This is a genomic window from Rhodococcus sp. 2H158 (assembly GCF_053764755.1).
On the sequence record NZ_JBSNCE010000026.1, the window covers coordinates 15,705 to 41,164 of the forward strand.

21 protein-coding genes are annotated in these 25,460 nt (G+C 67.3%); 13 read left to right on the forward strand and 8 right to left on the reverse strand.

The genetic code is table 11. The features are described 5' to 3' along the window. Nucleotide 1: 1 nt before the first annotated feature. A complete protein-coding gene (locus ACWPOB_RS22545) occupies nucleotides 2-634 on the reverse strand; it encodes a ribulose 1,5-bisphosphate carboxylase large subunit (RefSeq protein WP_455402174.1) in 633 nt (210 codons plus the stop codon). Between the two features lie 53 nt (nucleotides 635-687). Next, nucleotides 688-1,533, reverse strand: a complete 846-nt coding sequence (locus ACWPOB_RS22550; protein ID WP_100055394.1) for a ribonuclease H family protein — start codon at nucleotides 1,531-1,533, stop codon at nucleotides 688-690. Between the two features lie 189 nt (nucleotides 1,534-1,722). Here ACWPOB_RS22550 and ACWPOB_RS22555 point away from each other — a divergent pair, with 189 nt between their 5' ends. The 11 genes from ACWPOB_RS22555 (at nucleotide 1,723) to ACWPOB_RS22605 (ending at nucleotide 14,650) form a co-directional block, all read left to right on the forward strand. Further along, complete coding sequence (locus tag ACWPOB_RS22555; protein WP_100055395.1) at nucleotides 1,723-3,795, forward strand: restriction endonuclease subunit S domain-containing protein; 2,073 nt, start codon at nucleotides 1,723-1,725, stop codon at nucleotides 3,793-3,795. 2 nt (nucleotides 3,796-3,797) lie between these two features. Then, nucleotides 3,798-5,411: a class I SAM-dependent DNA methyltransferase gene (locus ACWPOB_RS22560; protein ID WP_100055396.1), complete on the forward strand. Its 1,614-nt coding sequence runs from the start codon at nucleotides 3,798-3,800 to the stop codon at nucleotides 5,409-5,411. After that, nucleotides 5,408-6,607: a restriction endonuclease subunit S gene (locus tag ACWPOB_RS22565; protein ID WP_100055397.1), complete on the forward strand. Its 1,200-nt coding sequence runs from the start codon at nucleotides 5,408-5,410 to the stop codon at nucleotides 6,605-6,607. The genes ACWPOB_RS22560 and ACWPOB_RS22565 overlap by 4 nt, the downstream gene beginning before the upstream one ends. A gap of 9 nt (nucleotides 6,608-6,616) precedes the next feature. Continuing rightward, nucleotides 6,617-7,699, forward strand: coding sequence for a phospholipase D-like domain-containing protein (locus tag ACWPOB_RS22570; RefSeq protein ID WP_455402175.1), 1,083 nt, complete (start codon nucleotides 6,617-6,619; stop codon nucleotides 7,697-7,699). 35 nt (nucleotides 7,700-7,734) lie between these two features. Beyond that, nucleotides 7,735-8,490: a PASTA domain-containing protein gene (locus ACWPOB_RS22575; RefSeq protein ID WP_455402176.1), complete on the forward strand. Its 756-nt coding sequence runs from the start codon at nucleotides 7,735-7,737 to the stop codon at nucleotides 8,488-8,490. Beyond that, complete coding sequence (locus tag ACWPOB_RS22580; RefSeq protein ID WP_455402177.1) at nucleotides 8,474-8,923, forward strand: DUF6508 domain-containing protein; 450 nt, start codon at nucleotides 8,474-8,476, stop codon at nucleotides 8,921-8,923. The genes ACWPOB_RS22575 and ACWPOB_RS22580 overlap by 17 nt, the downstream gene beginning before the upstream one ends. A gap of 222 nt (nucleotides 8,924-9,145) precedes the next feature. Continuing rightward, nucleotides 9,146-10,765, forward strand: a complete 1,620-nt coding sequence (locus ACWPOB_RS22585) for an alpha/beta fold hydrolase (RefSeq protein WP_455402178.1) — start codon at nucleotides 9,146-9,148, stop codon at nucleotides 10,763-10,765. 759 nt (nucleotides 10,766-11,524) lie between these two features. Beyond that, nucleotides 11,525-12,778 carry a hypothetical protein gene (locus tag ACWPOB_RS22590; RefSeq protein WP_455402179.1) on the forward strand — a complete coding sequence of 418 codons (1,254 nt, stop codon included), beginning with the start codon at nucleotides 11,525-11,527 and terminating at the stop codon, nucleotides 12,776-12,778. Nucleotides 12,779-12,814: 36 nt separating this feature from the next. Then, a complete protein-coding gene (locus ACWPOB_RS22595) occupies nucleotides 12,815-13,621 on the forward strand; it encodes an acyl-CoA thioesterase domain-containing protein (protein ID WP_455402180.1) in 807 nt (268 codons plus the stop codon). A gap of 217 nt (nucleotides 13,622-13,838) precedes the next feature. Further along, on the forward strand, nucleotides 13,839-14,297 hold the full coding sequence (locus tag ACWPOB_RS22600) for a helix-turn-helix domain-containing protein (protein WP_455402181.1): 459 nt from the start codon (nucleotides 13,839-13,841) through the stop codon (nucleotides 14,295-14,297). Then, a complete protein-coding gene (locus ACWPOB_RS22605; protein WP_455402182.1) occupies nucleotides 14,294-14,650 on the forward strand; it encodes a HepT-like ribonuclease domain-containing protein in 357 nt (118 codons plus the stop codon). The genes ACWPOB_RS22600 and ACWPOB_RS22605 overlap by 4 nt, the downstream gene beginning before the upstream one ends. Before the next feature lie 208 nt (nucleotides 14,651-14,858). On the opposite strand, the gene ACWPOB_RS22610 is transcribed toward ACWPOB_RS22605, so the two are convergent. From ACWPOB_RS22610 to ACWPOB_RS22620, 3 genes are all read right to left on the reverse strand, one after another. Further along, nucleotides 14,859-15,464, reverse strand: a complete 606-nt coding sequence (locus tag ACWPOB_RS22610; protein ID WP_455402183.1) for a DUF2510 domain-containing protein — start codon at nucleotides 15,462-15,464, stop codon at nucleotides 14,859-14,861. A gap of 142 nt (nucleotides 15,465-15,606) precedes the next feature. Then, nucleotides 15,607-16,281 carry a DUF4352 domain-containing protein gene (locus tag ACWPOB_RS22615; protein WP_455402184.1) on the reverse strand — a complete coding sequence of 225 codons (675 nt, stop codon included), beginning with the start codon at nucleotides 16,279-16,281 and terminating at the stop codon, nucleotides 15,607-15,609. Between the two features lie 33 nt (nucleotides 16,282-16,314). Next, a complete protein-coding gene (locus ACWPOB_RS22620) occupies nucleotides 16,315-16,797 on the reverse strand; it encodes a hypothetical protein (RefSeq protein ID WP_455402185.1) in 483 nt (160 codons plus the stop codon). Nucleotides 16,798-16,983: 186 nt separating this feature from the next. On the opposite strand from ACWPOB_RS22620, the gene ACWPOB_RS22625 reads away from it, so the two are divergent. Continuing rightward, nucleotides 16,984-20,184, forward strand: a complete 3,201-nt coding sequence (locus ACWPOB_RS22625) for a type I restriction endonuclease subunit R (protein WP_455402186.1) — start codon at nucleotides 16,984-16,986, stop codon at nucleotides 20,182-20,184. 192 nt (nucleotides 20,185-20,376) lie between these two features. Here ACWPOB_RS22625 and ACWPOB_RS22630 read toward each other — a convergent pair whose 3' ends face one another. Next, nucleotides 20,377-21,888, reverse strand: coding sequence for a serine hydrolase domain-containing protein (locus tag ACWPOB_RS22630; RefSeq protein ID WP_455402187.1), 1,512 nt, complete (start codon nucleotides 21,886-21,888; stop codon nucleotides 20,377-20,379). A gap of 199 nt (nucleotides 21,889-22,087) precedes the next feature. On the opposite strand from ACWPOB_RS22630, the gene ACWPOB_RS22635 reads away from it, so the two are divergent. After that, complete coding sequence (locus ACWPOB_RS22635; protein WP_455402188.1) at nucleotides 22,088-23,824, forward strand: SulP family inorganic anion transporter; 1,737 nt, start codon at nucleotides 22,088-22,090, stop codon at nucleotides 23,822-23,824. 78 nt (nucleotides 23,825-23,902) lie between these two features. Here the strand turns inward: ACWPOB_RS22635 and ACWPOB_RS22640 are convergent, their stop codons facing one another. Next, complete coding sequence (locus ACWPOB_RS22640; protein WP_455402189.1) at nucleotides 23,903-24,733, reverse strand: alpha/beta fold hydrolase; 831 nt, start codon at nucleotides 24,731-24,733, stop codon at nucleotides 23,903-23,905. After that, the gene (locus tag ACWPOB_RS22645; protein ID WP_100055410.1) at nucleotides 24,730-25,182 is read right to left on the reverse strand and encodes a MaoC family dehydratase; all 453 of its coding nucleotides are present in this window, start codon (nucleotides 25,180-25,182) and stop codon (nucleotides 24,730-24,732) included. The genes ACWPOB_RS22640 and ACWPOB_RS22645 overlap by 4 nt, the downstream gene beginning before the upstream one ends. Nucleotides 25,183-25,460: the final 278 nt, after the last annotated feature.

Consider the following 25,460-nt stretch of genomic DNA (forward strand, 5'->3'; position numbering starts at 1 on the left):
ATCAGTCCTCGTCGCCGTTCTCCTTGTCCTCGCCGCGACGGCGCAGGAAGTTGAAGCCCGGGACGCCGACGATCGCCTGCCGCACGTCCTTCGCGACGCCCAGCAGCTCGTGGATCTCCGGGGCGACGCTCTCGAGCGTGCCCAGGATCGGCATCAGGGCCGTCATCCGGTCCGCGAGCTCCGGCAGCTGATCGAGCAGGACGACGGCCGCGTGGACCTCCTCGGCGCTGAGTTCCTCGATGAACTGGCCCGCGAGCGGCGCGGCCCGCGTCGCCATCGGCGCGTAGGTGTCGAGCAGTTCGCCAGCCGCGTCGGACGTGCGGCCGGCGGACGACACCACATCCTGCGCCCGGTGGGCCACGGCCGCGGCGTCGCCGACCACCGTCGAGCTGCTGTCGATGACCTCGTCGACCCGGCTGACGGCGGCGCGGGCGTCGGTGACGACCTCGTCGATGCGCGCGACGATCGCGCGGGCGTCGGTGACCACGTCGTCGACGCGGGCGACGAGCGCCTCGGTGGCCTCGAACAGGCTCGTGACCCGCCCGGGAACGGACACCGCGAACTCGGCGACCTCCACGGTCCGGTCCAGGGCGATGCGGGCGGCTCCGAGGGGCGCGGCGAGAAGCGACATCATGCGCTCATCCTGCCGGACGGGAATGCGTGGCCCGGCGGCAGGACCGCGGCGGTTCAGGCCGCGGCGGACGCAGGGGTGGACAACGAGGCGACGATGTTCTCGGCGATCGTCTGCCGAGCGGCAGAAGGAAGCTGGGCCTCGTGAGCGCGCCGGGCGGCAACCGCGAGCCGGTCGGCGACCTCGTTGAGCGGATGTCCGCTGTGCCCGCGCACCCACGAGTAGCGGATCGGCAGCCCACGGGTGCGGTGCCGGATGCGGTCGACGATCACCGATGCTTCGGTGGTGAGCGGGGCTTCGCCGCGCAGGCCCGCCAGCGCGTGCCGGCTGTCGCTGAGGATGTGCAGGGGCCGGTTCCGGTACGTGGTGACGGCCAGTTCGATGGCGAGGAGCTCGCCGGCGAGTATCGACCGGGTATCGGGACAGACCTTCTGGCGGTAGCTGCCGTCGGCCCGCACGCACGCCACTCCCACGCCCCTGCGGGAGCCCTTCGACGCGTCGGTGGCGACTGTCTGCTCGGCCGGCGGGTTCGTCGCTGCCTCGCGTGCCACCTCTTCCGCAGCGAGTACCGCGGCCACGTGCTCTCCGATCGCGTCGGCCGCGGCTCGGGCCAGAGCACCGAGGGGACCGTAGCCGACGTCGACGAGGGCGACAGTGGGGAAGGAATCCGCGACGGCACGCAGTTCTCGGCGCAGGTCTGCGTCCGTCAGGTGCAGCCGCGCAGTGACGTTCCCGGCGCGGCCGCACAGTTCGGCGAAGGCATCGAGCCCGGCGGCGAAGCGAGCCTCCGCGGTACCGCCGGCGCGGGTGAACAGCGCGACGCCCGTGTCGGTGGCCAGGGCCGCGCAACTCAGCGGGCCGGCGGCCGTGACGGTCTGCCGGATGTGGATGGCTGCGAGCATGGTGTCCTCCTCTGCGGCGTGCCTTCTGTGCCTTCGAGGATGCGTGCCCGGAGTCGATCACAGCATGAGCGAGATTGATAAGGGGGGATATCGACGCGACGTTAGTTCTTGTCGGTCCGATGATCTAGATTTTGGAGGAACCGTCCCACGGCGGCCGTTCGTCGCACTGTAGAAGGGAGGGCCGACACCGTGAGCACCGACTCCGAACTGCTGCTCTCCAAGACGGACATCGCGGCCCTCGCGCGGGTGCAGCGGCCCGTCGTCTCCATGTGGGTGAAACGCTACCGTGGGCGCGACCGGCCGTTTCCCGATCCCGTTCGCGTGGACGGACGACAGCAGCATTACCGCGCAGACGATGTCGTCGCGTGGCTCGCCAGCCGTGGGCTCGGCAATAACGAGGCCTTCGCCGAGGACCTCGCAGCGCATGCGGCCTTCGAGGACCCGGCCGGGGCCGAGCCGGCCGCGGTGTTCGCGGCTCTGACCGCCTTGCTGTGTGTGAAGGCGCAAACCGGTGAGCAACTTGCCGGCCTCGATATCGACGACCTGCTCGACGAGGCCGACGACCTCGACCCCGACGATGCCTACCTTTACCGCGAAATCGACGCGCTGGGCGATCGGCTGCCCGCCTACGCCGCACACGCCGACCGCCTGGCCGACGCCGCGTACACCGTCGAGCACGCCTTCGAAACCCTTATGGCGCAGCGCTTTCGCCTGCCGCTCGAGGCGCTGGCCGACACGGCGCTCAGCCCGCCCGCGCTCGAGATGTGCGCGCAGGTGATCGCGGCACTGGCCCCGGACGACCGTGCCGTCTTCGTCGACCCGTCGCCGGACGGCAGCGACCTGTTCGTGGCATTGCGACGGCGACTGCCCGAGTTCGTCGAGCCGACGGCAATGACCGGCCGTGCCGACACGCCGACCGCTCGCCTCGCGCGTCGCCGGCTCGCCGTGCACCGGTGGCGCCGTCGTCCCACGCCGGAGTCCGGGTTCGACGAGAACTTCTCGATCGACGGGCCGGCGGTGTTCCTCACCCAGTACCCGTCGCCGGCCACCCTCGGCTATACCGACGCCCGGATTCTCACGGAGATCGACAACATCACCATGCAGATGGGTGCCGAACATATCGCGGTGATCGTCGGGCCGGCGTCCGCGCTGACCGATCCGTTGCGCGACCGAGCGGCCGCCGCGGTGCGTGCCGACCTGCTGCGGTCGGATCGACTGCGCGCCGCGTTCCGCCTGCCAGAGGGGCTGCTCGTCACCCGGCCGGGCTCGTCGTTGGCGCTGTGGGTGCTGGGTGCTCCCGACCCGGCGACCGCTCCTGCCGACCGCTGGACCGTGCTGGCCGATCTGCGATCCCGGCCTCTGGACGCGGCCGTCGCCGACGGAATCGTCGCGGACATCACCGCCGCCACGGGTTCGCGAGAGTTCCTGCGTGCACACGCCTTCCAATTCGCGTCGATCCACCGCACGTCCGAACTGCTCGCCGACGACCGTCGTGGGTTGTTGCCCCCAGCGCCCCGGCGTCGGCGCCGTCGAACTTCCGGGGCCGAGACCGCAGCCGAGGTCGTCGAGCTGGTGGTCGCCGCCAACCGAGCGGCCCGCGCGGTGCACGACGACCTGCGCATTGCCGTCGAGTACCGGCGCACCTCGCGACCATTGCCGACGGCAGGCCGGCTTGCCGACGCCGGCGCGCTGAAAGTGGTGCCCGGCAACCGCATCGACGACGAAGATATCGAGGAGAGCGGCGACGTGCGCGTCATCGGCCCCGACGAACTGCTCGGCCGGGCCCGCATCGGAGATCGCGGAATCGATCGTCTCACCTTGGCCACCCGCTATCCGAGCGGCCGCTACACCGAGCCCGGCGACATCGTCTTCTGTGCCACACCTGAGTTCGGCGTGGTCGTCGACTACGACGGGGCGGCGATCGTGCCGGCCCCGGCACGGATTCTCCGGATCACCGATCCGCAGACCTCCGGGATACTGCCCGAGCTCGTCGCGCGCAGCCTGCGGCAGATGCCCGTCGCGTCCAAACCTGCCGGGGCGATCCGGTCCGGCCTGGGGTGGCGGGACTGGCCGATCCCGGTCGTCCCGCCGGATGAGTATGCCGCGGTGAGTGCCGCGGTGGACGAACTACGCGCGCGCCGCGATGCCGCAGAGCAACTGCTCGACACGCTCGACCGACTCACCGATACCTTGACCGACGGTGTAGGCCACGGTGTCCTCACCGTCACCGCAGGAACCCGGCACGGCCGGGAGGAAGGTTGACCATGCCACCGAGGAAGAAGGCGGCGCCCACCGCGCCGTCGACGATGAAGGAACTGAAGGACACGCTGTGGAAGGCCGCGGACAAGCTGCGCGGCTCTATGGACGCCTCCCAGTACAAGGACGTGATCCTCGGTCTGGTGTTCCTCAAGTACGTCTCCGACGCCTTCGACGAGCGTCGTGAGCAGATCCGCGCCGAGCTGGTCGCCGACGGACTCGACGAGGACGGCATCGCCTCGCTCATCGACGACCAGGACGAGTACCTCGGCTCGGGCGTGTTCTGGGTGCCGGAAGCGGCCCGGTGGTCGTATCTCGCGCAGAACGCCAAGGGCATCCAGGAGGCTCCTGGCGTCGAAGCCCGCACCATCGGCCAGTTGATCGACGGCGCAATGCGAGAGCTGATGAACGCGAACGAGACCCTCGTGGGGACTCTGCCGGTGATCTTCAACCGCGAGAGTGTGGACCAGCGGCGTCTCGGCGAACTGATGGACCTGCTCGGCGACACGCGATTCACCGGTGAGGGTGCGCGCAAGGCGCGGGACCTGCTGGGTGAGGTATACGAGTACTTCCTGGAGAAGTTCGCCCGAGCCGAGGGCAAGCGCGGCGGGGAGTTCTACACGCCCGCCGGCGTGGTGAGGGTGCTGGTGGAAGTGCTCGAGCCGTACAACGGGCGGGTGTACGACCCATGCTGCGGTTCGGGCGGCATGTTCGTGCAGACCGAGAAGTTCATCGAGCACCACGGCGGCAACCCGACCGACGTCGCGGTGTACGGGCAGGAGCTCAACGAGCGCACGTGGCGGATGGCGAAGATGAACCTCGCCATCCACGGCATCACCGCGAATCTCGGTGACCGGTGGGAGGATACGTTCGCCCACGACAAGCACCCGGATCTGCTCGCCGACTACGTGATGGCGAATCCGCCGTTCAACATCAAGGACTGGACCCGCAAGGAAGACGACAAGCGCTGGAAGTACGGTGTTCCGCCGGCCGGCAACGCCAACTACGCGTGGATTCAGCACATCATCTCCAAGCTTGCCGAAAAGGGCAGCGCTGGCGTGGTGATGGCGAACGGCTCGATGTCGTCGAACTCCGGTGGTGAAGGCGAGATCCGCGCGCGGCTCGTCGAGGCCGACCTCGTCTCGTGCATGGTGGCGCTACCCACCCAGTTGTTCCGCAGCACCGGCATCCCGGTGTGCGTGTGGTTCTTCGCAAAGGACAAGTCGGCCGGCGCGAAGGGCAAGGTCGATCGTCGCGGCCAGGTGCTCTTCATCGACGCCCGCAACCTCGGCTACATGGTGGATCGAGCCGAGCGAGCGCTGTCGGACAACGACATCGCGAAGATCGCCGGTGCCTACCATGCTTGGCGCGGAACGGAATCTGCTGCCGATGTCGAGTATGCCGATGAGCCCGGGTTCTGCTACTCGGCAACACTCGCGGAGATCAAGGAAGCGGACTACGCGCTTACGCCCGGCCGATACGTCGGCGCGGCCCCGGTCGAGGACGACGGCGAGCCGATCGAGGAGAAGATCGCGCGGCTGACGAAGGAGCTGTACGAGCAGTTCGACGAGTCGGCGCGGCTGGCGGCTATGGTGCGGGAGCAGTTGGGGAGGGTGGAATGAGAGACCTCGTTCTTGGCGAGTCCCTGGAGGTTCTCATAGACCATCGAGGTAAGACACCAAAGAAGTTGGGTGTTGACTTTTCTGCGGTTGGTGTCCCTGTCGCGTCAGCGATGTTGGTATCCGATGGCCGCCTCCACCTTGAGGAGGCTCGATACGTATCGGAAGAAACAGCTGAGAAGTGGATGCCGGTTCCTCTTCGTCGTGGGGATGTACTGCTGACCAGTGAAGCGCCGCTGGGGCGTGTCGCACGCGTACCGTCTGATGAGCCCTTGGTCCTCGGACAACGCTTGTTTGGCCTTAGAGGAAAGCAAGGCGTTCTGCACACGGGGTATCTCTACTACGCCCTGCAGTGCGGTCCGGTCCAATCTCAACTGGTTGGGCGTGCTACGGGAACTACCGTGGTGGGTATTCGCCAGTCTGCCCTCAGGTCTGTGAAAATTCCAGCCCCAACCTTTGAAAGCCAACACGCCATCGCCGAGGTCCTTGGCGCCCTTGACGACAAAATCGCTGCAAACCGCAAGGTCGCAGCGACTGCGGACGCGCTCGCCCGCGCAATTTTCAAGAGGGCCAGATGGGGCGCTACTGCTCATGAGGTGACGTACGAGAACATCGCCGACATCGGTGGAGGCGGAACGCCGAGGACGAGTGTTCCTGAGTACTGGGATGGGCCGATTCAGTGGGCGACTCCGACCGACGTTACCGCCCTCAATGTGCCTTCTCTGGCTGAGACATCGCGAACGATTACTGAACAGGGACTTCTGAATAGCTCCGCAAACTTGTATCCGGTGGGCTCAATCCTGATGACGTCGCGGGCCACAATCGGCGCATTCGCAATCGCTGAGATACCAGTCGCCGTTAATCAGGGGTTCATCGTCGTCAATGCCAAGAATCCTTCATGTCAGTGGTGGCTATATCATGACATGCGCTCACGCGTCGATGAGTTTATCTCGCACGCGAACGGGGCGACATTCCTCGAGCTCCCGCGTGGACGATTCAAGAACCTTCCTGTGCAAATTCCCGACGATTCCGTCCTCGCGAAATTCTCTACCAAGGCCGCCGAGTTGCATCGCGTTGCATCGACTGCCAGCGCTGAGTCGCGCACACTCGGTTTGATCCGCGACACTCTGCTCCCACAGCTCATGTCGGGGAGGCTCCGCATTCACGATGCGGAGAATGCTGTGGAATCGGTTTTGTAGGTGGAACGCGTGACGAGGGTCGGCCTAGAGACGCGGACCGCCCGAGTAGTTGCCGGACGCCGAGTTTGGGATGAGCTTACGCCACTTCTTGCCCCATACTCCCACAAGATCTTTGCTGCTATTGCTTACGTCGGATCAGGAGGAGGTGGACTTCTGCAGCTCGAACGCGGTTCGTCGATTGTCGTCGACGCGAGTGTCGAAGCCGTGCGATCCGGGTCCACCGACCCGGCTGTGCTACTCGAGTGGGTTAGTGCAGGCGTGCAGGTGTATTCGCTCGCTGGGTTGCATGCGAAGACGATACTTGCCGAATCCATAGACGACGTGCACGGCGCCTTCCTCGTCATTGGATCAGCGAATCTGTCGCGATCGTCGGCAACGAGACTCACCGAATGCGTGGTCCTAACCGATAGTCGGGAGTGCCTCGACGAGGCCCGAGGCGAACTGATCGCGTGGAAGTTGTTGGCCGGATCAGTGCTCACTGCTGACGAGCTGCGAGATCTGGAAAACCAGTTCGGCCTCGATCGCTCGTCAGCGAACTCGGATCCATCGGAACTTGCAGGCGAAATCGAAGCCGTCGGCTCGAAAGAGGCCATGCCCGCTCCTCGCGGAGGCAATGCCGCTTCCAGTTCACGACCGACGTCGCTGCTATTGCTCCGGGTCGCCGAAGAGATCGAGCCTTCCTCCGAAGCTCGATATCATAAGGACAGGATTGCCGCGGAACTCGGTTGTGATGGGCAGGATTCTGATTCTCTTATATTTGTGTTCCGAGACCAAAACAGTCCCGAGTGGCGCTTGTCCATATCCGAAAGATCGCACGTCGTCGTCATCGACGCGAGCAAGAAGGGCCACGTCAGCGGACACACCTACATCGCGCCTCCCGGTCGAGTTGTATACGTATTCGACGACGAGTGTGGGGATCGTTACTACTACCTGAACATCAAGCAATCCTCGCACGGGCGGACATGGTCCGACGTTGTTGTGGCGTTTCAGTCGCTCAGCGAGAAGCCTGAGTTCGAGCGGAATTACTACCGCAAACCGGTCATCGACGCCCTTCTTGCGCTCTGGCCGGATATATCAGAGGAAGTGAATTGAACCGCTGCGCGCCGTACCTGCGCATCGTCGCTGGGATGTTTGCCGTCATATTCCTGTGGCTGGCGTTTTTGTATGTCATCCACGGCGACGTTGCGGGGTTCTTCTTCATGCTCGTCGTCGGGTGCGGCCTCGGCTACCTGGCGGTCGGCAGGCTGATTCGCGACCGTCGCGCCCGGACCAAGGCAGAGAGCGAGGCGCTGGCCGCCAGAGCCGAGGCCGGCCACCGCGCGTTCCTCGCCGGAGACCCGGCAGCGTTTGCGCTCCCGCCCGAACCGACTCCACGGCAGCCCGTTCGCAGGGGCGTCGTGGTCGCCGCCGCGGGCGCCGCACTGTTCGTGATCTTCGGGATCATCACCGACATCCAGAACGGACTCGAAGACCCCAACGAACCGGACTCCACCACTACGTCGGCTCCGCCTACCAGTGCATCGTCATCGCGGACTGCAGAGACGACCGCCCCGACCAGGATGTCTTCGACTGCGGCGCCGACAACCTCGTCGACGACCCTATCGGCACCGACCACGACGACCGATGTCGCCGCGGCTGAGGCCACCCCGACCGCGGTGATGCCGGACGTGGTGTGCATGGATCTGCAGGCTGCGCAGGACACCATCCAGTCCGCCGGTGTCTTCTACTCGCGCAGCGTTGACGCCACCGGGCAGGGCCGCGCCCAGATTGTCGACCGGAAGTGGGTGGTAGTCGCCCAGTCACCGGCGCCGGGGGCGATTGTGGGAGAGGGTGATGCCGTACTGTCCGTGGTCAAGGAGGGTGAACGTGGTGACTGTTCGTGATGATGCACCATTCCGGGCGGTACTGGATGCGATGACGCCTCGAGACTGGGAAGAACTGCGGGAATTGTTGCAGCGCATAGACGACAATGGTGCGCCGTTCGCACCTCGACCGGAGTCGAGCACGGTTTCGGATGCAGCAGACGCGTTCGCCTACCCAATGGGAGGCCCGATCGTCGACGAGGCGATGACGTTCCTCTACGACCGTGAATTCATCGTTCCGTTCGACTGGCCTGCCTGGGACGGCAAGACGGCGGTCGAGCAGGGGGACCTCGAAGCGATCGGCTCCGGAACGGCGGAGGACTGTCTGAGGTACCTGACCGTCATCAGTCGAGCCGACCGGTTTATGACGGGGTTCATCGTGTCGGCATTTGATCGTCGACTCGTCCAAACCGCGCTGCATCGACTACTGGAGATCATGGGCAGCGACCGGTGAACATCCGCCCGTGCCGAGTCGTCCAATTCAGCTCGGTTCCTCACCTCGTACGCGACAGACGTCGACTCCCATCCTGAGAAGCGTCCGTCCAGAGGCGGCGCGTCTGGTTCGTCCGTCCAGACGCGTGCGGTCTCCGGGCGGAGCTCTTACTGGACGGGAGGTCACCGCAACAGGGGCACTGGTCCCTTGTGAAGCACCGGCGCCCCGGCGCACGCTGGACGTATGGCAGTCGCACCGAAGATTGCGGTGGCGGGCGCGGCGACGGCCGTGGTCTACGGGAGCCTCGTGCGCCCCCGGCTCGTGCGGTGGGGTGCCACCGACGAGGAGATCAACGGACCGTTCCCCGGTGCGGAGCTGGTACCCGACGGGGAGAAGTCGGGAGCGATGGCCGTCACCATCGACGCGCCGCCCGGGCAGGTCTGGCCGTGGCTGGTGCAGATGGGCTGGGACCGCGGTGGGTGGTACTCGTGGGATCACCTGGACAATGCCGGTCGCCCGAGCGCCCGGGAAGTGCATCCTGAGTGGCAGGACATCCGGCCCGGCGACCAACTGAAGTACTGGGCGCCCGGCGCGGGACCGATGGACGCGTACAAGGTCGCGCGGATCGAGCCGAACCGTTTCCTCGGGCTGTACGGGCTGATCGATCTGCGGGGCCGCACCCTCGACCCCGGGCAGCCGCGACCGTCCGCCTATCTGGAAGGACTGTGGGGCTTCCAGCTGAAGGAGCTGCCCGGCGGGCGCACCCGCCTCGTCATCAGCGGATATCAGGCGGGCCGACCGCGATGGATTACGCGCCTCGTCTACTCCGGAATCTTCCCCCCGGTCGTGTGGATCATGCAAGCGCGCATGCTGGCGGTCCTCAAAAGAATCATCGAAAATGACTCGCGGGCAACGGATTCGAATGCAGCGACAGGCGAGCTGCGACGACGCTACGACCGTCGTCCTTCGTCGGCGGCGGTGAAATGGCGCAGCAGCCTGCGCCGGGTCCGACCCGGTCGAATCCCGATCCGGGACACCTCCCTCTATGTCGACGTCGTCGGGCAGGGGCCGCCGCTCGTGCTCATGCACGGCGGACCGTCGGCGGACATGTGGACGATGCAGTCCTTCCGGCAGTGCGCGGACCGCTTCACCCTGGTGTTCTACGACCACCGCTGCAACGGGCGCTCGATCGGTGCGCCCGTCGACTCGATGACGTGGGAGAACCTCACCGCGGACGCCGACGCCCTGCGCGAGCGGCTCGGATTCGAACGGTGGGCGGTGCTCGGTCACTCGTTCGGCGGGCAGGTCGCGCTCGAGTACGCCCTGCGCTACCCCGAGCGGGTCTCGCACCTCGTGCTTCTCGACACCGGCGCCGACAGCCACTGGGAGCGGCAGAACGCACCGAAGGTGCTCCTCGAGCGCGGATACGGCCGGGAGAAGGCGGAGCTGGCGCGGCGGTGGTTCACCGGCGATTTCACTCCCCGCGAGTACTTTCCGATCTTCGCGCAGATCGGGGACGCATACTTCTACCGTTCCGGCCTCGACGTACTGGCTCGCGAGCTGAGCAGCGGAGCGTGGCGTTCGAGGCTGCGACCGGCGCCGCTCATCTTCGCCGGCCGGCATCTGCTGAAGGACTGGACGGTCACCGATCGTCTCGGCGAGATCACCGCCCCCACGCTCGTCGTGGCCGGGCGCGACGACTTCGTGTTCCCGCCGGAGTGTCAGCGGGAGCTGGCCGCCGGCATTCCCGGCGCGCGCCTTCGCATCGTCGACCACGCCGGGCACAGCCCGCACGACGAGCAGACTGCCGAGGTGATGGAGGCGGTCACGGACTTCCTCGGTGGCGGCGTTCCCGGCGGATAGCGAACGTGCCGGAGCGGGAAGCGTGTCGAGGAAGCGGACGCCCTGCGGTCGGCTGCCCTCGACCGATCGGAGACCCTGCGGGTCCCTGTGTTCTTCGGCCCCTTCCCCAACGCTGCCCGGTCGCCATGCCCCGATAGACCTTCTCGGCCAGCACTTTCGGCCCCACGTCGCGGGCGACGTGCGGCTATGCTGGACCCGAACGAACGTGTCGACCCGCGCGATCAGGTGCCCCGCCACCAGCGGCGGGGACAAGGGTACTGGTGCCCAGTCGGTTTCGAGCACGAAGAAATCGTGCTCGCAGCGTCCGTGCGCTGACGTCGGACCACGGGAGATTAGCGACGTGGACCGGTGTGCCTCGGTTACTGCCCTCGCGCACACCGGGAACAGCGATGCACGACGAGCCCCTCGATGCCGAGGGGCTCGTGCGTCAGGACGTCGACCGGGCGCGGGTGCGACGGTGTGAGATTGGCGCCGCGGAACGTGCGCGCGGTTGCGAGTACACGCCCCTGTCGGGCGTGTGGATAGACTTCACCCTACGGTGCATGACAGCTTCTTTCTGTCGTGTGCCCAGACCCCGGTGCGGTGCTGCAACACCTGCCGGGGTCGACCTGTTTTCAGGCCAATGCAGGGATGGTGGCACGACCGACGAGTGCCGTCAACTCGAACGTGCGTTCGGATCCCTCGGCGCGCGTGGTGAAATCCGAAGAGAGTCCGGCGCGTCGAGCACTCCCAGGGTGAGTCGCCCGGCAATGGTAGGGCGTGGCGTCAATTTTCCGATATGTCCTATTCGTCGTCGGCGGCTTCACCGCGGGGCTGGTGCTGGCCGCTCCGAGTGTCGACACCTATCCGTTGGCGGACGGGTTGCTGCCCGGCCCGGTGTTCACCTCCGACGTCGCTGCCGCCGGAGCCGGAGGGCTCGCGGCACTGGCCGTGGCGGCAGCGATTCGTCGGCGCGTTCTCGAGACCGCCCTGGTGGGGGCGATGGTGGTGGCCGTCGTCGCGCTGCCGGGAGGGTGGCGTTTCGACATGTACGTCGCGACTATCGGCGCGGGCCTGCTGCTCGGCGCGCTCGTCGTGCTGGGCACCGGAAAGCTGCACGCCGCCCTGGCCGGAGCGGTGGTGGCCGGGCTGCTGACGGCCGAGCCGCTCGCACAGTTCCGGGAGCTGGACTCGGCGCCTCAGCGGTACGCGTCCTACCTGGAAGCGGCGGTGCAACCGGTCAATGCCGTGTGGTTGCCGCTGGCGATCGTCACCGCCGTCGCGGTGGGGGTGGTGGCGCTGGCCGCCAGGAGCGACGAAGTCCCGGTCGACGCGCCCCGAGCGCGCGGGCGGGAGGTGGCCGTCGGGATCGGTGTGCCGATCCTCGGGGCGGGACTGTACTGGTCGTTCCACCACGCGCTGTTCTCCCTGGACGATGCCGGGGAAGGGCGATGGCTGCTGGGCCTGGTCGCGGTGCCTGTGCTCATCGCCGCCGCGGTGTGGCTGCGGGGACGGACGGGGACGGTGCTTCTGGCGGCGACGGCGATGGTCGTCGCCGTGGGCGGCACCGTCTCGTGGTCGCCGGCGGCGTGGCCGGCGCTGCTGATCGGGCCTGTTCTCGTGGCCGTCGGTGTGTGGCTGGGTCGCCGCCGCCCGATGCCGCTGGTCGGTGTCGGCCTGCTCGCGCTCGTCGCGGCTGCCGGGATCTTCGATCGTCCCCCGTGGGACAACGCGAATTTTGTGGCGACGATCCTCGTGGTGCCGTTCGCCGCCGCGTACACGATCGTCGCGTCACTGCCGTCGACGGCGCCCGTGACCGCCACCTCGCTGACCCTGCCGGCGGTACTGGCGCTGCCGCTGCTCGCGCAGTTCGGGTGGACGGCCTACACCCCGCTCACCGACGACCCAGCCGGGTGGAGCCCGAGTGCGTGGGCGTGGACGTCGGTGGGCGCGTCGACCGCCGCCGTCCTGGCCTGCGGTGCGGCGATGGGGTGGCTGGGATATCGCAGGGCGGGCGAGGACGTCGAAACCTGACGCAGCCGCGGAAACGGACACTGCGAGAATCTGAGCATGCCTGACTCCATGCGCGGATACTTCACCGAATCCGACGGCACGTACCTTCCCACGAAGTACGCCGTCAGCCCCTGGTCGTCGACCATGCTGGCCGGGCCGTGCGTGACCGGCCTCCTCGCCCGGGAACTCGACAAGGACCACGGTCCCGACGGGTTCGTCCCCGCCCGGCTCACCGTCGACCTGTTCAGGCCGGTGCAGAACGCACCCGTCCGGTTCGAGACGACCCGCGTGCGAGACGGCAACCGCATCCGCGTCGCCGACGCCTACCTCATCCAGGGCGACGACGTCACCGCCCGCGGAACCGTCGTCTACCTGCGCCCGTCCGAGCAGCCGCCGGGCACCGTCTGGACCCGCGACGAGCACCCGACGCCGCCTGCCGAGGCACTCGACGACCCGGAGACCGGATTCGCGCGCACCTGGTTCGGCAGTGACGCGCACCCCGACGGCTGGTCGCAGGTGCGGGCCGAACACCAGAACGCGAGCCGGAAACGCATGTGGTCCCGGCAGATTCCGGTGATCGTGGGGGAGAAGATGTCGCCGTTCGTGCGGACCGCGGTCGTCGGCGAGGGCACCAGTTTCATGGCCAACTGGAGCGACGAGGGCGTCGGCTTCATCAACGGCGACCTCACCCTGACCCTCTCGCGGCTGCCCGTCGGCACCGAGGTCGGCGTCGAAGCCGACCACCACCTCAGCGCCGACGGCGTCGCGGTGGGTACCTCGGTGCTGTTCGACCGGCTCGGCCCGTTCGGGACGGGCGCCGTCACATGCCTGGCGAACGCTCGTCGTCAGGTCGATTTCGGTTGAGCGGCACTGTGCCGAGCGCGCAGTTCTCGTGGACGTTGCCCGGCGAGTCGTCACGAGAACTGCACATCCGATCGAACCCGTGACTGCCCGCGGGGCATGGGCCGCGTCGCGCGCGCCACCCGGTCACCGGTCGGGCGATCGTCGCGCAGGGCTGTTGGGGATGCGGGGGGCCGGCCACACCCCTTCAAGTGATAACAAAATCTGTTATCGTGAGGTCGTGGCTGTCGGCTTCGGTGACTTCGTTCGCCTCCGGCGAGGGATTCTGGGTCTCTCGCAGCGGGAGCTTGCCGAGCGCTCCGGCATCAAGCAGCCGCTGATCGCAGCGATCGAGACCGGGCGACGTCAGCCGTCCGAGCCGACCCGTGCTGCGTTGACGGCGGCCCTGGCCATACGTCCCTCCCAGGCTCTGGCTGCTCGGCGCGGCGAGGTGCGTGAGCTCCTTGCCGAGGCAGGACTGCCGAACCCAGGGGTGTTCGGCTCTGTAGCGCGCGGCGACGACGATGTCGCCTCGGATCTGGACCTCATCGTGGAATTCACCGATCGCCACGACATCGTCGATCTCCTGGCGTTGCAGCAGACTCTGGAAGACCTGCTCACGGTGCGGGTCGATATCATCGACGGGCGAGCTGAGGGGCGTGTGGGGGACCGGGCGCGAGATGAATCGATTGCGCTGTGACGTCGAAGAAGGATGCAGATGAGCGTGTTCGCCGTCGCTTGCAGGACCTCGCCGATTTCGCGGCAGATGCGGCCTACACGGTGGGACTCGGCTTGCGCGCTTACCTGGAGGACAGTCCCCAGGGGCGTGTGCTGAGGAACAACGGTCGCCACATCCTGATCCAGGTGGCCACGGTGGTCGAGAAGCTGCCGGCGGACTTCAAGTCCGAGTACCCCGACGTCGACTGGATCGCGATCGGACGGATGCGAAACCTGCTTGCACACCACTACGACAAGGTGAACGACCGTCTCGTGTACTCGACTCTGGCGACACGAATCCCCGAGTTGAGTGCCAAGCTGGGTTTGCGCCACTGAGCCGGGTCTCTGCGGCTCACCTCGCAGACTGTTCAGCACCGGACATCGATAACCGTCGCGTTCGTTGTCGATGTCCGGAAGAGGTGCGGGAGGACGGGCGCAACGGCCGCCTCGAGCCGGTGCTTCGACGTACTCGCGCGCGAAAGTGCCTCCCGCACAGGAAATAACAGGCTCGGGAGAACACCGATGCGCGGGGCTATCGAAGCCGCTACGGCGCGCCGAACCCGTAGGTGAAGCTTCCCGTCGTCCAGTTCATCGTCGAGTGATACTTGTAGCCGCTCATCGTGCCGTCCCCGTTGTCCTCGGTCGCGACGAAGCACTCGAACACCGTCGTCGTCTCGGTGAGATTGTCGGTGGAACCGCCGTTGACGGGCGAACACGACACGTCGATCACCGGTCCGTCGAACATTCCGTTGTCGATGTGCTTGTTCGCCATCTGCTCCACGCTCGATTCGATCTCCGACACGGACCGCGCGCGGGAGGCGCGCTCGGCGTTGTCGCGCTGCTGCTGCGCGGCCTTCTCGGCGGCCAGGCGTTCGGCTTCCCTCTCTGCCGCTTCCTCGGCCGCGGCAACCTGCGCGGCGACCTGGGCGTCATGGTTGAGCTTCCATGCGAGCGCACCACCACCGGCGGCGAGCAGCAAGACCACCAGAACTACGAGGAACGGCTTCTTCCGAATCCGGCGTTTCTTGCCGTCGACAGCGCCGGGGCCGGGGAGGTCCAGCCACTGGGTGCCGTCCCAATAGCGCTGACCCCCGTCCGGGTCGGGATACCAGCCGGCGGGCGCGGGCTTCTTGTCGTCCGACATCGTCATGCCCTTCTTGAAAGTTGGGAGCGCCGGAACGAGCGAATGTGTCGTTCCGTCGATCTGAGGAGGTGAGCGATACATTCGCTCGCTCCGAAGGTGGGAAATGCCGGTGCGCCCGACCCCTCGCGGGCGCACCGGCCCGGCAGGGTTACCGCAGGGAGACGGTGACCCCACCGGAGAACATGGAGTCGTGCAACTCGATCGAGGCGGGAACCGCGTCGACCGGCATGTCGAACACGACCGGCATGGTGACGGTGTTGCCCGGGTTGATCTCGTCCCAGAACGCGACGTCGGTCTCCAGGTTCAGCGCCGCCGACGTGTCCGGGCTGAACGTGCGGCCCTGGGAATCGATCAGCTTCTGATCGCTCGGGCTCAGACCCTTCGGTTGATCGGAGATGTTGGTGACGGTCATCGTCACGATGACGAACTGGCCCTGGGCGTCCTCGGCCAGGAACTGGTTGTCGCCCAGCGTGGTCAGCCCGGTCTGCACCTCGGTGACGACGAACTCGAACTTGCCGTCGCGCACCGGGGTGTCGAGCCCCGCGGTCGGCTGCTCCACCTGGGTGGGACGGGAAGGTGCCGACGGCTGATCGGCCCGGGTCTGTCCGGCCGACGGTGCGGCCGCCGTGGGGGACTCCTCCTCGTCGCCGCCCCCGGACACGCCGGCGATCACGAACAGTGCGACGACGGCTCCGACGACCCACGGCCACTTCTTGCACTTCTTCTGCGGCGGCTGCGGCTGGGCGGTCGAGTGCTGCCAGCCCGGGTACTGCGGGGTCTGGAAACCCTGGGGCGGCTGGATACGCGGATCGTTCTGATTCATGACAAACCTGCTTTCGAGATGAGAAGTGGTGGATCAGTCGCCGAGGCTGAGGGAGACGCCGTCCTCGGCTTCGGACTCGGTGAAGGAGATTCCGCCGCGGTGCGAGATTTCGACCTCGTAGAAATCGGCCCCGCGCGGCACGTCGGCGACGGTGAACGTGAAGATGCAGCTGTCGCCCATGTCGATGCTGCCGTCGAGCCGGCCCTTGGCGAGGAGGGTGCCTGACTGGTCTGAGACGGTGACCGCCGCGGCGGGGGACATGTCGGAATACCCGCCCTTGCCCTCGCAGTCGTAACCCGACACGGTGCTGGTGCGGGATCCGTCGTGCAGCGTCATAGTCCCGCTCACCTCGAACGAATCCGGGCCGGCGATCCGGTGCACGACGAGCACCGCTCCGGCCAGAAGCGCGCCGACCGCGAGGGTGGTGACGACGCCGGCAACAAAGCCGCGACGGAAGGGACGGCGGGCGAGGTCGACTTCGGCCACGGGGGCGGGATGAATGCTCGGATACGTCACGGGATCTCCTCGGTGAAGCGGGGCGAGTGCACCCAGCTTCCGGGTTCCGGGAGATTTGGCGTAGTTTCAGATCGATAAGGCGGGTTATCAATAGTCAATACGAAGTTTCCATCAGAAGCGACGAGTCTCGACGGAATACCGCCCACCCTGCTCGCCCGTCGCGAGCCGACCTCCTAAGTTGGTGCCATGGCAGACATCCTGGATTTCACGGGCCACAGCCTGAACGAGTCGGTGTGGGAGCAGCTTGCGCTCGACACCCTCGGCGAACTGGGCTGGCGTCCCGTGTCCGGTGTGGACATCGCACCCGGTAGCGGGGAACGCTCGTCGTGGGACGAGTTGGTGATCGAGCCTCGACTGCGGGTCGCCCTCACCCATTTGAATCCCGACCTGCCGCCCCAGGTGATTGACCAGGCCGTCGACGCGATCACTACCGCCGGGTCGACGGACGCGATCGCCGAGAACCGTGCCGTGCACACCTACCTCACCGAGGGCCTGCGCAAGATCAATTATGTCGACGACAGCGGCGTGGAGGTCACGCCCACGATCCGGTTGGTCTCCGTGGACCCGGACGACAACGACTGGCTCGCCGCGAGCCAGGTGACCGTCATCCGCGGCGACCACGAACGCCGCTTCGACGTCGTCCTGTACCTGAACGGGATGCCCGTCGCGGTGATCGAACTGAAGAACGCCGGCAGCGAACATGCCGGGCTCAGCGGTGCGCACGCCCAGCTTCACACCTACCTGCGGGAGTTTCCGCTCGCGTTCCGCTTTGCCGTCGTCGCGCTCGTCTCCGATGGCATCACCGCCAAGTACGGGACGCCCTTCACCCCGTACGAGCATTTCTCACCGTGGAACGTCGACGACGACGGCAAGCCCGTCGAGTTCACCGGTGAGCACACCGCGCTCGACGTCGCCCTGTACGGGCTGTTCAACGTCGAACGGTTCCTGCAGCTCGTACGCGACTTCACGGCGTTCGACCAGAGCGAGGACGGGCTCGTCAAACGCATTGCCAAGCCGCACCAGTACTTCGCCGTCACCAAGGCCGTCGCGTCGACCGTGCACGCCGTCGACTCGGAGGGCAGGGCGGGCGTCGTCTGGCACACCCAGGGCTCCGGCAAGTCCATGGAAATGGAGCTGTATGCCAACCAGGTGATCCGACATCCGCGGCTCGCCAACCCGACCATCGTCGTCATCACCGACCGTAACGAACTCGACGGCCAGCTCTACGAAACGTTCCTGCGCTCACAGCTGCTGCCCGAGAAGCCGCGGCAGATCCGGCGCCGCGACGAACTCCGCCAGGAACTGTCCGGCCGGACCACCGGGGGTATCTACTTCACCACGCTGCAGAAGTTCGGGCGCAGCCGCGAGGAACGGGAGTCCGGCCACAGCCATCCGCTGCTCTCGGCGCGACGCAACATCATCGTCATCGTCGACGAGGCGCATCGCAGCCACTACGACAACCTCGACGGCTACGCGCGGCACCTGCGTGACGCCCTGCCGCACGCGACCCTCATCGCCTTCACCGGCACGCCCATCTCGTTCGAGGACCGCGATACGCGGGCGGTGTTCGGCGACTACATCGACATCTACGACCTCACCCGCGCGGTCGAGGACGGCGCCACCGTTCCCGTCCACTTCGAGAGCCGGCTCGTCAAGGTGTCGTTCGCCGGCGACGTGACCGAGGAGCAGATCGATGCGTCCGCCGACGAGCTCACCGTCGGGCTCGACGACACCGACCGCGATCGCATCGAAAAGTCCGTCGCCGTCGTCAACGCGGTCTACGGTGCGCCCGCCCGGCTGAAGAAGCTTGCTGCCGACCTCGTCGAGCACTGGGAAAGCCGGCGCGAGCAGATGGCCAAGTTCGTCGGCTCCGACGACAACCCCACCGCTCCGGGCAAGGCCCTTGTCGTGTGCGCGACCCGCGAGATCTGCGCCAACCTCTACGACGAGATCGTCGCTCTGCGTCCGGACTGGCACACGGACGACATCTCCACCGGCCGGATCAAGGTCGTGTACTCGGGGACCGCTGCGGATCAACCTCCGATCGGCAAGCACGTCCGCCGCGATTCGGCGAACGCCGCGATCAAGAAGAGGCTCAAGAACGTCGACGACGAACTCGAGCTCGTGATCGTCAAGGACATGCTGCTCACCGGCTTCGACGCGCCCCCGCTGCACACCCTCTACCTCGACCGCCCTTTGAAGGGCGCGCTGCTCATGCAGGCCCTGGCCCGCGTCAACCGCACCTTCCGTGGCAAGCGTGACGGCTTGCTCGTGGCCTATGCGCCCGTGGCCGACAACCTCGCCGAAGCCCTGGCCGAATACACGGCCACGGACCAGAAAACCAAGCCGCTCGGGCGTCCGATCGAGGAATCGGTCGACGCTGTGAAGAATCTGCTCACCGTGCTCGGCAACATGCTGCACGGTTTCGACTGGCGTGAGCGGCTCCGCGCGGCCACCGGACCACGTGGCTATCTCGATGCCGTGCTCGCCACCGTGAACTACCTGCGCGACCCGAAGCTTCCGGAGAACCAGGTGGGGGAGGGGGAGGAAACCCTGGCGGCCCGGTTCCGCAAGTTCTCCTCCCAGCTGTCCCGGGCGTGGGCGATCTGCGGCACCCACCCCGACCTGAGAGGCCTGGCAGCCGACGCGAAATTCCTGGAGGAAGTCCGCGTCTACATGGCGAAGTTCGACGCCGAAGACCGGCAGGCCCGCGGGCTCGCAGTCCCGGAGGACGTGCGCCGCGCGCTGCGTCAGTTGATGGCCGCATCGGTCGAATCCGGTGAGGTTCTCGACATCTACGACGCGGCAGGCATTCCGCGGCCGTCGCTGACCGAACTCAACGCGGACTTCCTGTCCCAGGCCGAACACGCCAAGAACCCGAACCTGGCGATCGAGGCCCTGCGAAAACTGATCAACGAGGAAGCGCGCAAGGTCGCGCGACACAATCTTGTGCGGCAGCGCGCGTTCTCCCAGCGCCTGCAGGAGTTGATGAACAAGTACACCAACTCGCAGCTCACGTCGGCGGAGGTGATCGCCGCGCTCGTCGAGGTCGCGCGGGAGGTGCAAGCGGAAGGCGACCGTGGTCGTCGCTTCGACCCACCGCTCGACATCCACGAACTCGCCTTCTACGACGCCGTGGCCCAGAACGAGTCCGCCGTCGCCGAGCAGGGCGACGACGTGCTCGCCGAGATCGCCCGCGAACTCGTCGCCGTCATGCGGCGTGATGTCAAGACCGACTGGCGGGTGCGGGCGGACGTGAAGGCCAAGCTGCGCTCCCAGATCAAGCGGCTGCTCACCCGGTACAAGTATCCGCCGGACCGGCAGGCAGGCGCGATCAAGCTGGTGCTCGAACAGATGGAGGCGATCGCGCCGACGATGGCCGCCTGAGCGGCTCCATTCCGGGTTCACCGGTCGGCGCGACATCGGCCATCCTCTGCAATCGCAGCGAGGGCTGGTTCGTGGTTCACGCGCCCGAAAGTGCTTCTTGCGCACGTAAGAACACGCGCGAGAGAACACCGATGCGCGCGGGTATCCGAGTTCTCTTCGCGCCGACGATGGCCGCGGGAGGGCCGGATCCCGTCACCACACGAGACCGCGCACGACGCGACGCGCCAGCACCGCGGCGGTCGCGGCGACGCCCACCCCTTCCACCCACAGCCGTGGGTTCGTCGACTGCGGCTGCTTCCGCGCGGACAGCGGCATCAAGTCGAAATGCACTGACAGGATGCGGGTTTCCCGGTCGGGGCCGAGCACCATCCGCATTGCGCCGAGGCCGTCGCCGAGGTCGACCCGGAACGCGTACGGATCGGCGGGGTCGTCGGGGTGCAACGGCAGGCCCCGGTAGAGCGGCGGCAGCGGGGTCAGGAATCGGAGCAGGAGTTCGCCGCGACGGACGAAGACCTCGACGCCGACGCCGATCATGGCCCGGACGCGGGTGTCCGTGAGCCGGCCGGGTAGGTAGTACCACCCGCAGATCTCGGACCAGACCTCGGGGCGCTGCGGAACGTCGGTGCGGATCTTCTCGCCCGGAACGCCGAGCACGGAGGCGAGCAGCGTCCCGGTTTCCACGGGCAGCCACATCACGGCCCGGTGCGCTCCGTTGGTGAAGGCGAGGATCCCGACGCCGTCGTCCGGGGCGACGGTGATCTGCGAGTTGAAGCCGGGCAGGATGCCCTGGTGCTCGGCCACGTGGTGGCCGCCCACGTCGCCGCGGAAGAAGGTCAGGCCGACCCCGGGCAGCCGCGGATCCGCCTGGTACTGGGGCGCGAACATGGTGGCCAGCGTCGCGGGTTCGAGCACCGATCCGTGCTCGTTGGCGCCGCCGCCCAGCAGCGCCGCGACGTAGCGGGCCATGTCCGTGGGTGTCGAGTACGCCGCGCCGGCTCCCGCCGTCACCGGTTCCCGCTCGGGGACCGCCCGGGGGCCGTTCGAGCGCAGGGTGTAGCCGGTCGCGATCCGTGAGGCGTCCAGCTCGGACCGGACGAGGCCGGTGCTCGTCATGCCGAGGGGGTCGAAGACGTGCTCGTGCAGGTAGCGGTGCAGCGGCCGACCGGTGATGTCCTCGACCATCTGGCCGAGCGTCGCGTGCGAGTGGTTCCCGTACCGGAACCTGGTGCCGGGCTCCGCGTCGATGCGCAGCCTTCCTCGGTAGTGCTCGGCCAGGGATCGTGGCCGTCCGGGCTCGACGTTCTCCCCGAAATTCGGTCGGAGCGCGCCGGACGCCGGTGCCACCTCGCCGAGTCCCGCGGTGTGGGTCAGCAGGTGGCGCACCGTCGCGGGCCGCCAGCCGGACTTCGCGGGGACCAGCCGGAAGGCGCGCAGGTAGTCGGCGGCGGGTGCATCGAGGTCGACGAGTCCCCGTTCCCACAGCTGCATGACCGCGATCGCCGTGAACGTCTTGGTGATCGATGCGATCCGGAAGATCGTGTCCTCGGTGACGGGTCTGTTCGACGGGATGTCCGCGACGCCGTGCCCGTGGAAGAACTCCAGGGTTCCGTCGCGGACCACGCCCACCGCCAGGCCGACGGCGGGCCGGCGGTTGAGGATCTCGTCGACTGTGGCCCGTAGCTCGTGCCGATCGATCTCGGACATGGCTCCCCCTCGTGCGTTCCGGGTCGAATCGATCGTAGGTGGGTTGCTCGCGTCGCGCCCGAAAGTGCGGTCCGCGCGGGTAAGAACACGCGCGAGAGAACACCGATGCGCGCGGGTGCTCCGAGCCGACGCAGCAACCGCTGCGTGTGTTGCCCGCAATCGGCGTTTCCGACCGGGCCGGGGGTGCCATACTCTCTGAATGTCCTTCAGCCGAGCCCTGGCTGGGCTGCCCGGTGTCGTGACGGTACGCCGTTATCGCCGCGAATGGTTGCGCTCGGATGTGACGGCCGGGCTCGTTCTGACCGCACTGCTCATTCCTGCCGGCATGGGCTACGCCGAAGCCGCCGGGCTGCCCGCGTACGCGGGCCTGTACGCGACCATCGTGCCGTTGCTCGCGTACGCCGTCGTGGGACCGTCCAAGATTCTCGTTCTGGGGCCGGACTCGTCGCTGGCGCCGCTGATCGCTGCGGCGGTGTTGCCGCTGACCGTGGCCGCGGACCCGGAAAGCGCACTGATCCTGGCGGGCATCCTGGCGGTGCTGGTCGGCGTGATCATGGTCGTCGGAGGGTTGCTGCGGCTCGGGTTCGTCACCGAGCTGTTGTCCAAGCCCCTGCGCCTGGGCTATCTCAATGCGATCGCGCTCATCGTGATCGTCGGGCAGTTACCGAAGCTGCTGGGCTTCTCCGTCGACGCCTCGGGCCTTCTCGACGAGCTCGCCGCGACCGCCGGGGCGGTACTGGACGGAGACATCGACCCGACGACGGCGCTCGTGGGCGGAGTGTCGCTGTCGGTGATCATCGGTCTCAAGCTGCTGCATTCCAAGGTTCCGGGTGTTCTGGTTGCGGTCGTGGGAGCCATGGCCGTCTCCTTCGCGGTCGACCTCACCGACGACATCGACATGGTCGGCGCCTTGCCGCGCGGCATGCCCCTCCCATCGTTCGGCGGGGTGAATTGGGGTGATGTGGCCGAGCTCGTGGGACCGGCGGCGGGTATCGCGTTGATCGCCTTCGCCGACTCGGGCGTGCTGTCGCGCACCTTCGCAGCCCGGCGGGGCGAGAACGTCGACGGCAGTGCGGAGATGAAGGCGATCGGAGTCGCGAACGTGGCCAGTGGGGTGTTCGGTGGGTTCCCGATCTCGGCCAGCGGGTCCCGCACGCCGGTGGCCGAGGAGAGCGGAGCCCGCACCCAGTTGGCCGGAGTCGTCGGAGCCGTAGCGGTGCTGTTGTTCGTTCTGCTCGCACCCGGAGTGACGGCGTATCTCCCCCAGGCCACGCTGGGGGCGGTGGTGATCGTCGCGGCGTGGGCGCTGGTCGACGTGCCCGGTGTCGTGCGAATGTGGCGGATGAGCCGCGTCGAAGCGGGTCTGGCCGCGGCAGCATTCGTCGGCGTCGCCTTGGTGGGGGTCTTGCAGGGCATCCTGGTGGCGATCGGATTGTCTTTCGTGGCAGTGGTTGTGCGAGTATGGCAGCCCTATCGGACGGAGCTGGTCGCCCTTCCGGATCGGGACGGGTTCCACGACATCACCCGGCACCCCGAGGGCCGGCGCATCCCGGGTCTGGTCCTCGTTCGATTCGATGCCCCGTTGTTCTTCGCCAACGGGGAGATGTTCGACAGCTACGTCCGTTCATTGGTGAACGACTCGGCGTCTCCCGTCGAATGGGTCGTCGTCGCCGCCGAGCCGATCATCGGATTGGACACCACAGCCGTCGACGAAGTGGTCGACCTCGACCGGTATCTGGAGAGCCAGCACGTCAGGCTCGTCTTCGCAGAGATGAAGGGCCCCGTCAAGGATCGGCTCGTGCGCTTCGGCGTGGGTGACCGATTCGATACGTCACGGTTCTATCCGACGATCGAAGCTGCGGTGAGCGCGTTCGAGCAACGGCGTCGGCGCCACGGCGACGACCAGCCCGAGGGCGACGGCCCGGGAACATCGTGACGTACCGCGGATCGGTCCGCTCCGACGAGCGAAGTGCGGCACGTGCCTCCTCGTCGGACCGTCGCGGCGTCGAAACCGTCATTCGGTCGCGAGAAACGCATCGATGACCGGCACGACCTCGCCGGCTCCGGTGAGCACGTCGATGTGCCCCCCGGAGTGCATGTGCAGGGTTGCATGGGGAAGCAGCCGGTGCATGATGCGCGCATTCACGGCGGGAACGACCGGGTCGTCGGTGCCGGCGACCACGAGGACCGGTTGCCGGATCAGCGGCAGCAGCGGCAGGCTCGTCCACAGGGCCCCGGCGAGCAGTTGCTGCACATATCCGGTTCGCGACGTCGTGCGGGGCTGCCTGCCGAGAAGGCCGGCGACCGCGCCGGCGTTCGGGCGGGCGGTACCGCCGTACAGTTCCGCGACGTTCGCCGCGGCCCAGGCGGCGTCGTCGAAGCGCCGGCGGGTGAGCATCTTCGCCAAGGTGCGCGGACTGCCCGGGACGGACACTGCGCCGGTGCTGGTGGCGACGAGCACGAGACGCCGGCAGCGACGCGGATTCTGCAGGGCGAACTGCTGGGCCAGCGCGCCGCCCCACGAGTATCCGACGACGTCGACGACTCCGAAACCGAGGGCGTCGAGGACCCGGCCCACCACCCACGCCAGATACGGGAAGCCGTACGGCACCAGCGACGACGGAGACCCGCCGGCGCCGGGAACGTCGAAGCGCACGATCGTCGCTCCCGCGTTCCAGGACTCCACGAGCGGACCGAGGATTTCCAATCCGGCGCCGAGACCGTTGCACAACACCACAGGAACTCCGCTCCCGTGGCGCACGCTGACCCGGATCCGGTGGCAGCCGACGCCGACGATCCGCTCCTCGAACCGGGTGTGGTGATCGAGCACGTTTCCGGCGGTCATGTGTAGAGCACAACCATCTCGGCGATACACACCGGTCGTGTCCCACCGTCGATCTCACAGTTGATCTCGAAGACCGCCTCGAGGCCTGCAGGCTTGTGCCGAGCGCCGGCGACCCGAACAGTGGCGCGCAGCTTGGAGCCGGTCGGAACCGGGGCGGGAAAGCGCACCCGGTTGAGCCCGTAGTTGAGCATCGCGGAGCAGTTGTCCACGGCCAGCACCTCCGCGAGGATCACCGGTATCAGCGACACGGTGAGGTAGCCGTGTGCAATCGTGCCGCCGAACGGGCCGCGGGAGGCGCGGACGGGATCGGTGTGAATCCACTGATGATCTCCGGTGGCTACGGCGAACCGGTCCACCTGCTCCTGGGTGATCTCGTGGGGGACGGTCGTGCCGAGGTCGTGGCCGATCAGGTCGAGCAGTTCGGCGGGATGGTGGAGTCGAAGCGTCATGATTGTTCCTCGAGGTGCGGGGTGTTCTGCCCGGGGAGTGCGGGACCGGTCGGTTGCCGTGGACGTACGTGCCGGGGGCCGGAGCGAGCGGCGGATGACGGTGCGAGCCCAGGGTCGCGGGAGCGTCGACGGCGGAACCGCTGCGGTCGGCCAACCAGCACGCGTGGTCCGACCACCACGATCCGGTTGCCGTCTGGGCCGTGTCGGTCCACTCTTCGGGCGTTTCCGCATCCACCGGTGCGGAGGACGAGGGGGATCGGGACAGTGGAGGTGTTCCG

Bases quoted from the DNA above. Each gene is read 5' to 3' on its own strand.
- ACWPOB_RS22640 (WP_455402189.1), bottom strand. From the start codon at position 24,733: ATGACCGCCGGAAACGTGCTCGATCACCACACCCGGTTCGAGGAGCGG.
- ACWPOB_RS22610 (WP_455402183.1), bottom strand. From the start codon at position 15,464: ATGACGATGTCGGACGACAAGAAGCCCGCGCCCGCCGGCTGGTATCCC.
- ACWPOB_RS22550 (WP_100055394.1), bottom strand. From the start codon at position 1,533: ATGCTCGCAGCCATCCACATCCGGCAGACCGTCACGGCCGCCGGCCCG.
- ACWPOB_RS22545 (WP_455402174.1), bottom strand. From the start codon at position 634: ATGATGTCGCTTCTCGCCGCGCCCCTCGGAGCCGCCCGCATCGCCCTG.
- ACWPOB_RS22625 (WP_455402186.1), top strand. From the start codon at position 16,984: ATGGCAGACATCCTGGATTTCACGGGCCACAGCCTGAACGAGTCGGTG.
- ACWPOB_RS22565 (WP_100055397.1), top strand. From the start codon at position 5,408: ATGAGAGACCTCGTTCTTGGCGAGTCCCTGGAGGTTCTCATAGACCAT.
- ACWPOB_RS22645 (WP_100055410.1), bottom strand. From the start codon at position 25,182: ATGACGCTTCGACTCCACCATCCCGCCGAACTGCTCGACCTGATCGGC.
- ACWPOB_RS22635 (WP_455402188.1), top strand. From the start codon at position 22,088: ATGTCCTTCAGCCGAGCCCTGGCTGGGCTGCCCGGTGTCGTGACGGTA.
- ACWPOB_RS22595 (WP_455402180.1), top strand. From the start codon at position 12,815: ATGCCTGACTCCATGCGCGGATACTTCACCGAATCCGACGGCACGTAC.
- ACWPOB_RS22575 (WP_455402176.1), top strand. From the start codon at position 7,735: ATGTTTGCCGTCATATTCCTGTGGCTGGCGTTTTTGTATGTCATCCAC.
- ACWPOB_RS22560 (WP_100055396.1), top strand. From the start codon at position 3,798: ATGCCACCGAGGAAGAAGGCGGCGCCCACCGCGCCGTCGACGATGAAG.
- ACWPOB_RS22630 (WP_455402187.1), bottom strand. From the start codon at position 21,888: ATGTCCGAGATCGATCGGCACGAGCTACGGGCCACAGTCGACGAGATC.
- ACWPOB_RS22585 (WP_455402178.1), top strand. From the start codon at position 9,146: ATGGCAGTCGCACCGAAGATTGCGGTGGCGGGCGCGGCGACGGCCGTG.
- ACWPOB_RS22615 (WP_455402184.1), bottom strand. From the start codon at position 16,281: ATGAATCAGAACGATCCGCGTATCCAGCCGCCCCAGGGTTTCCAGACC.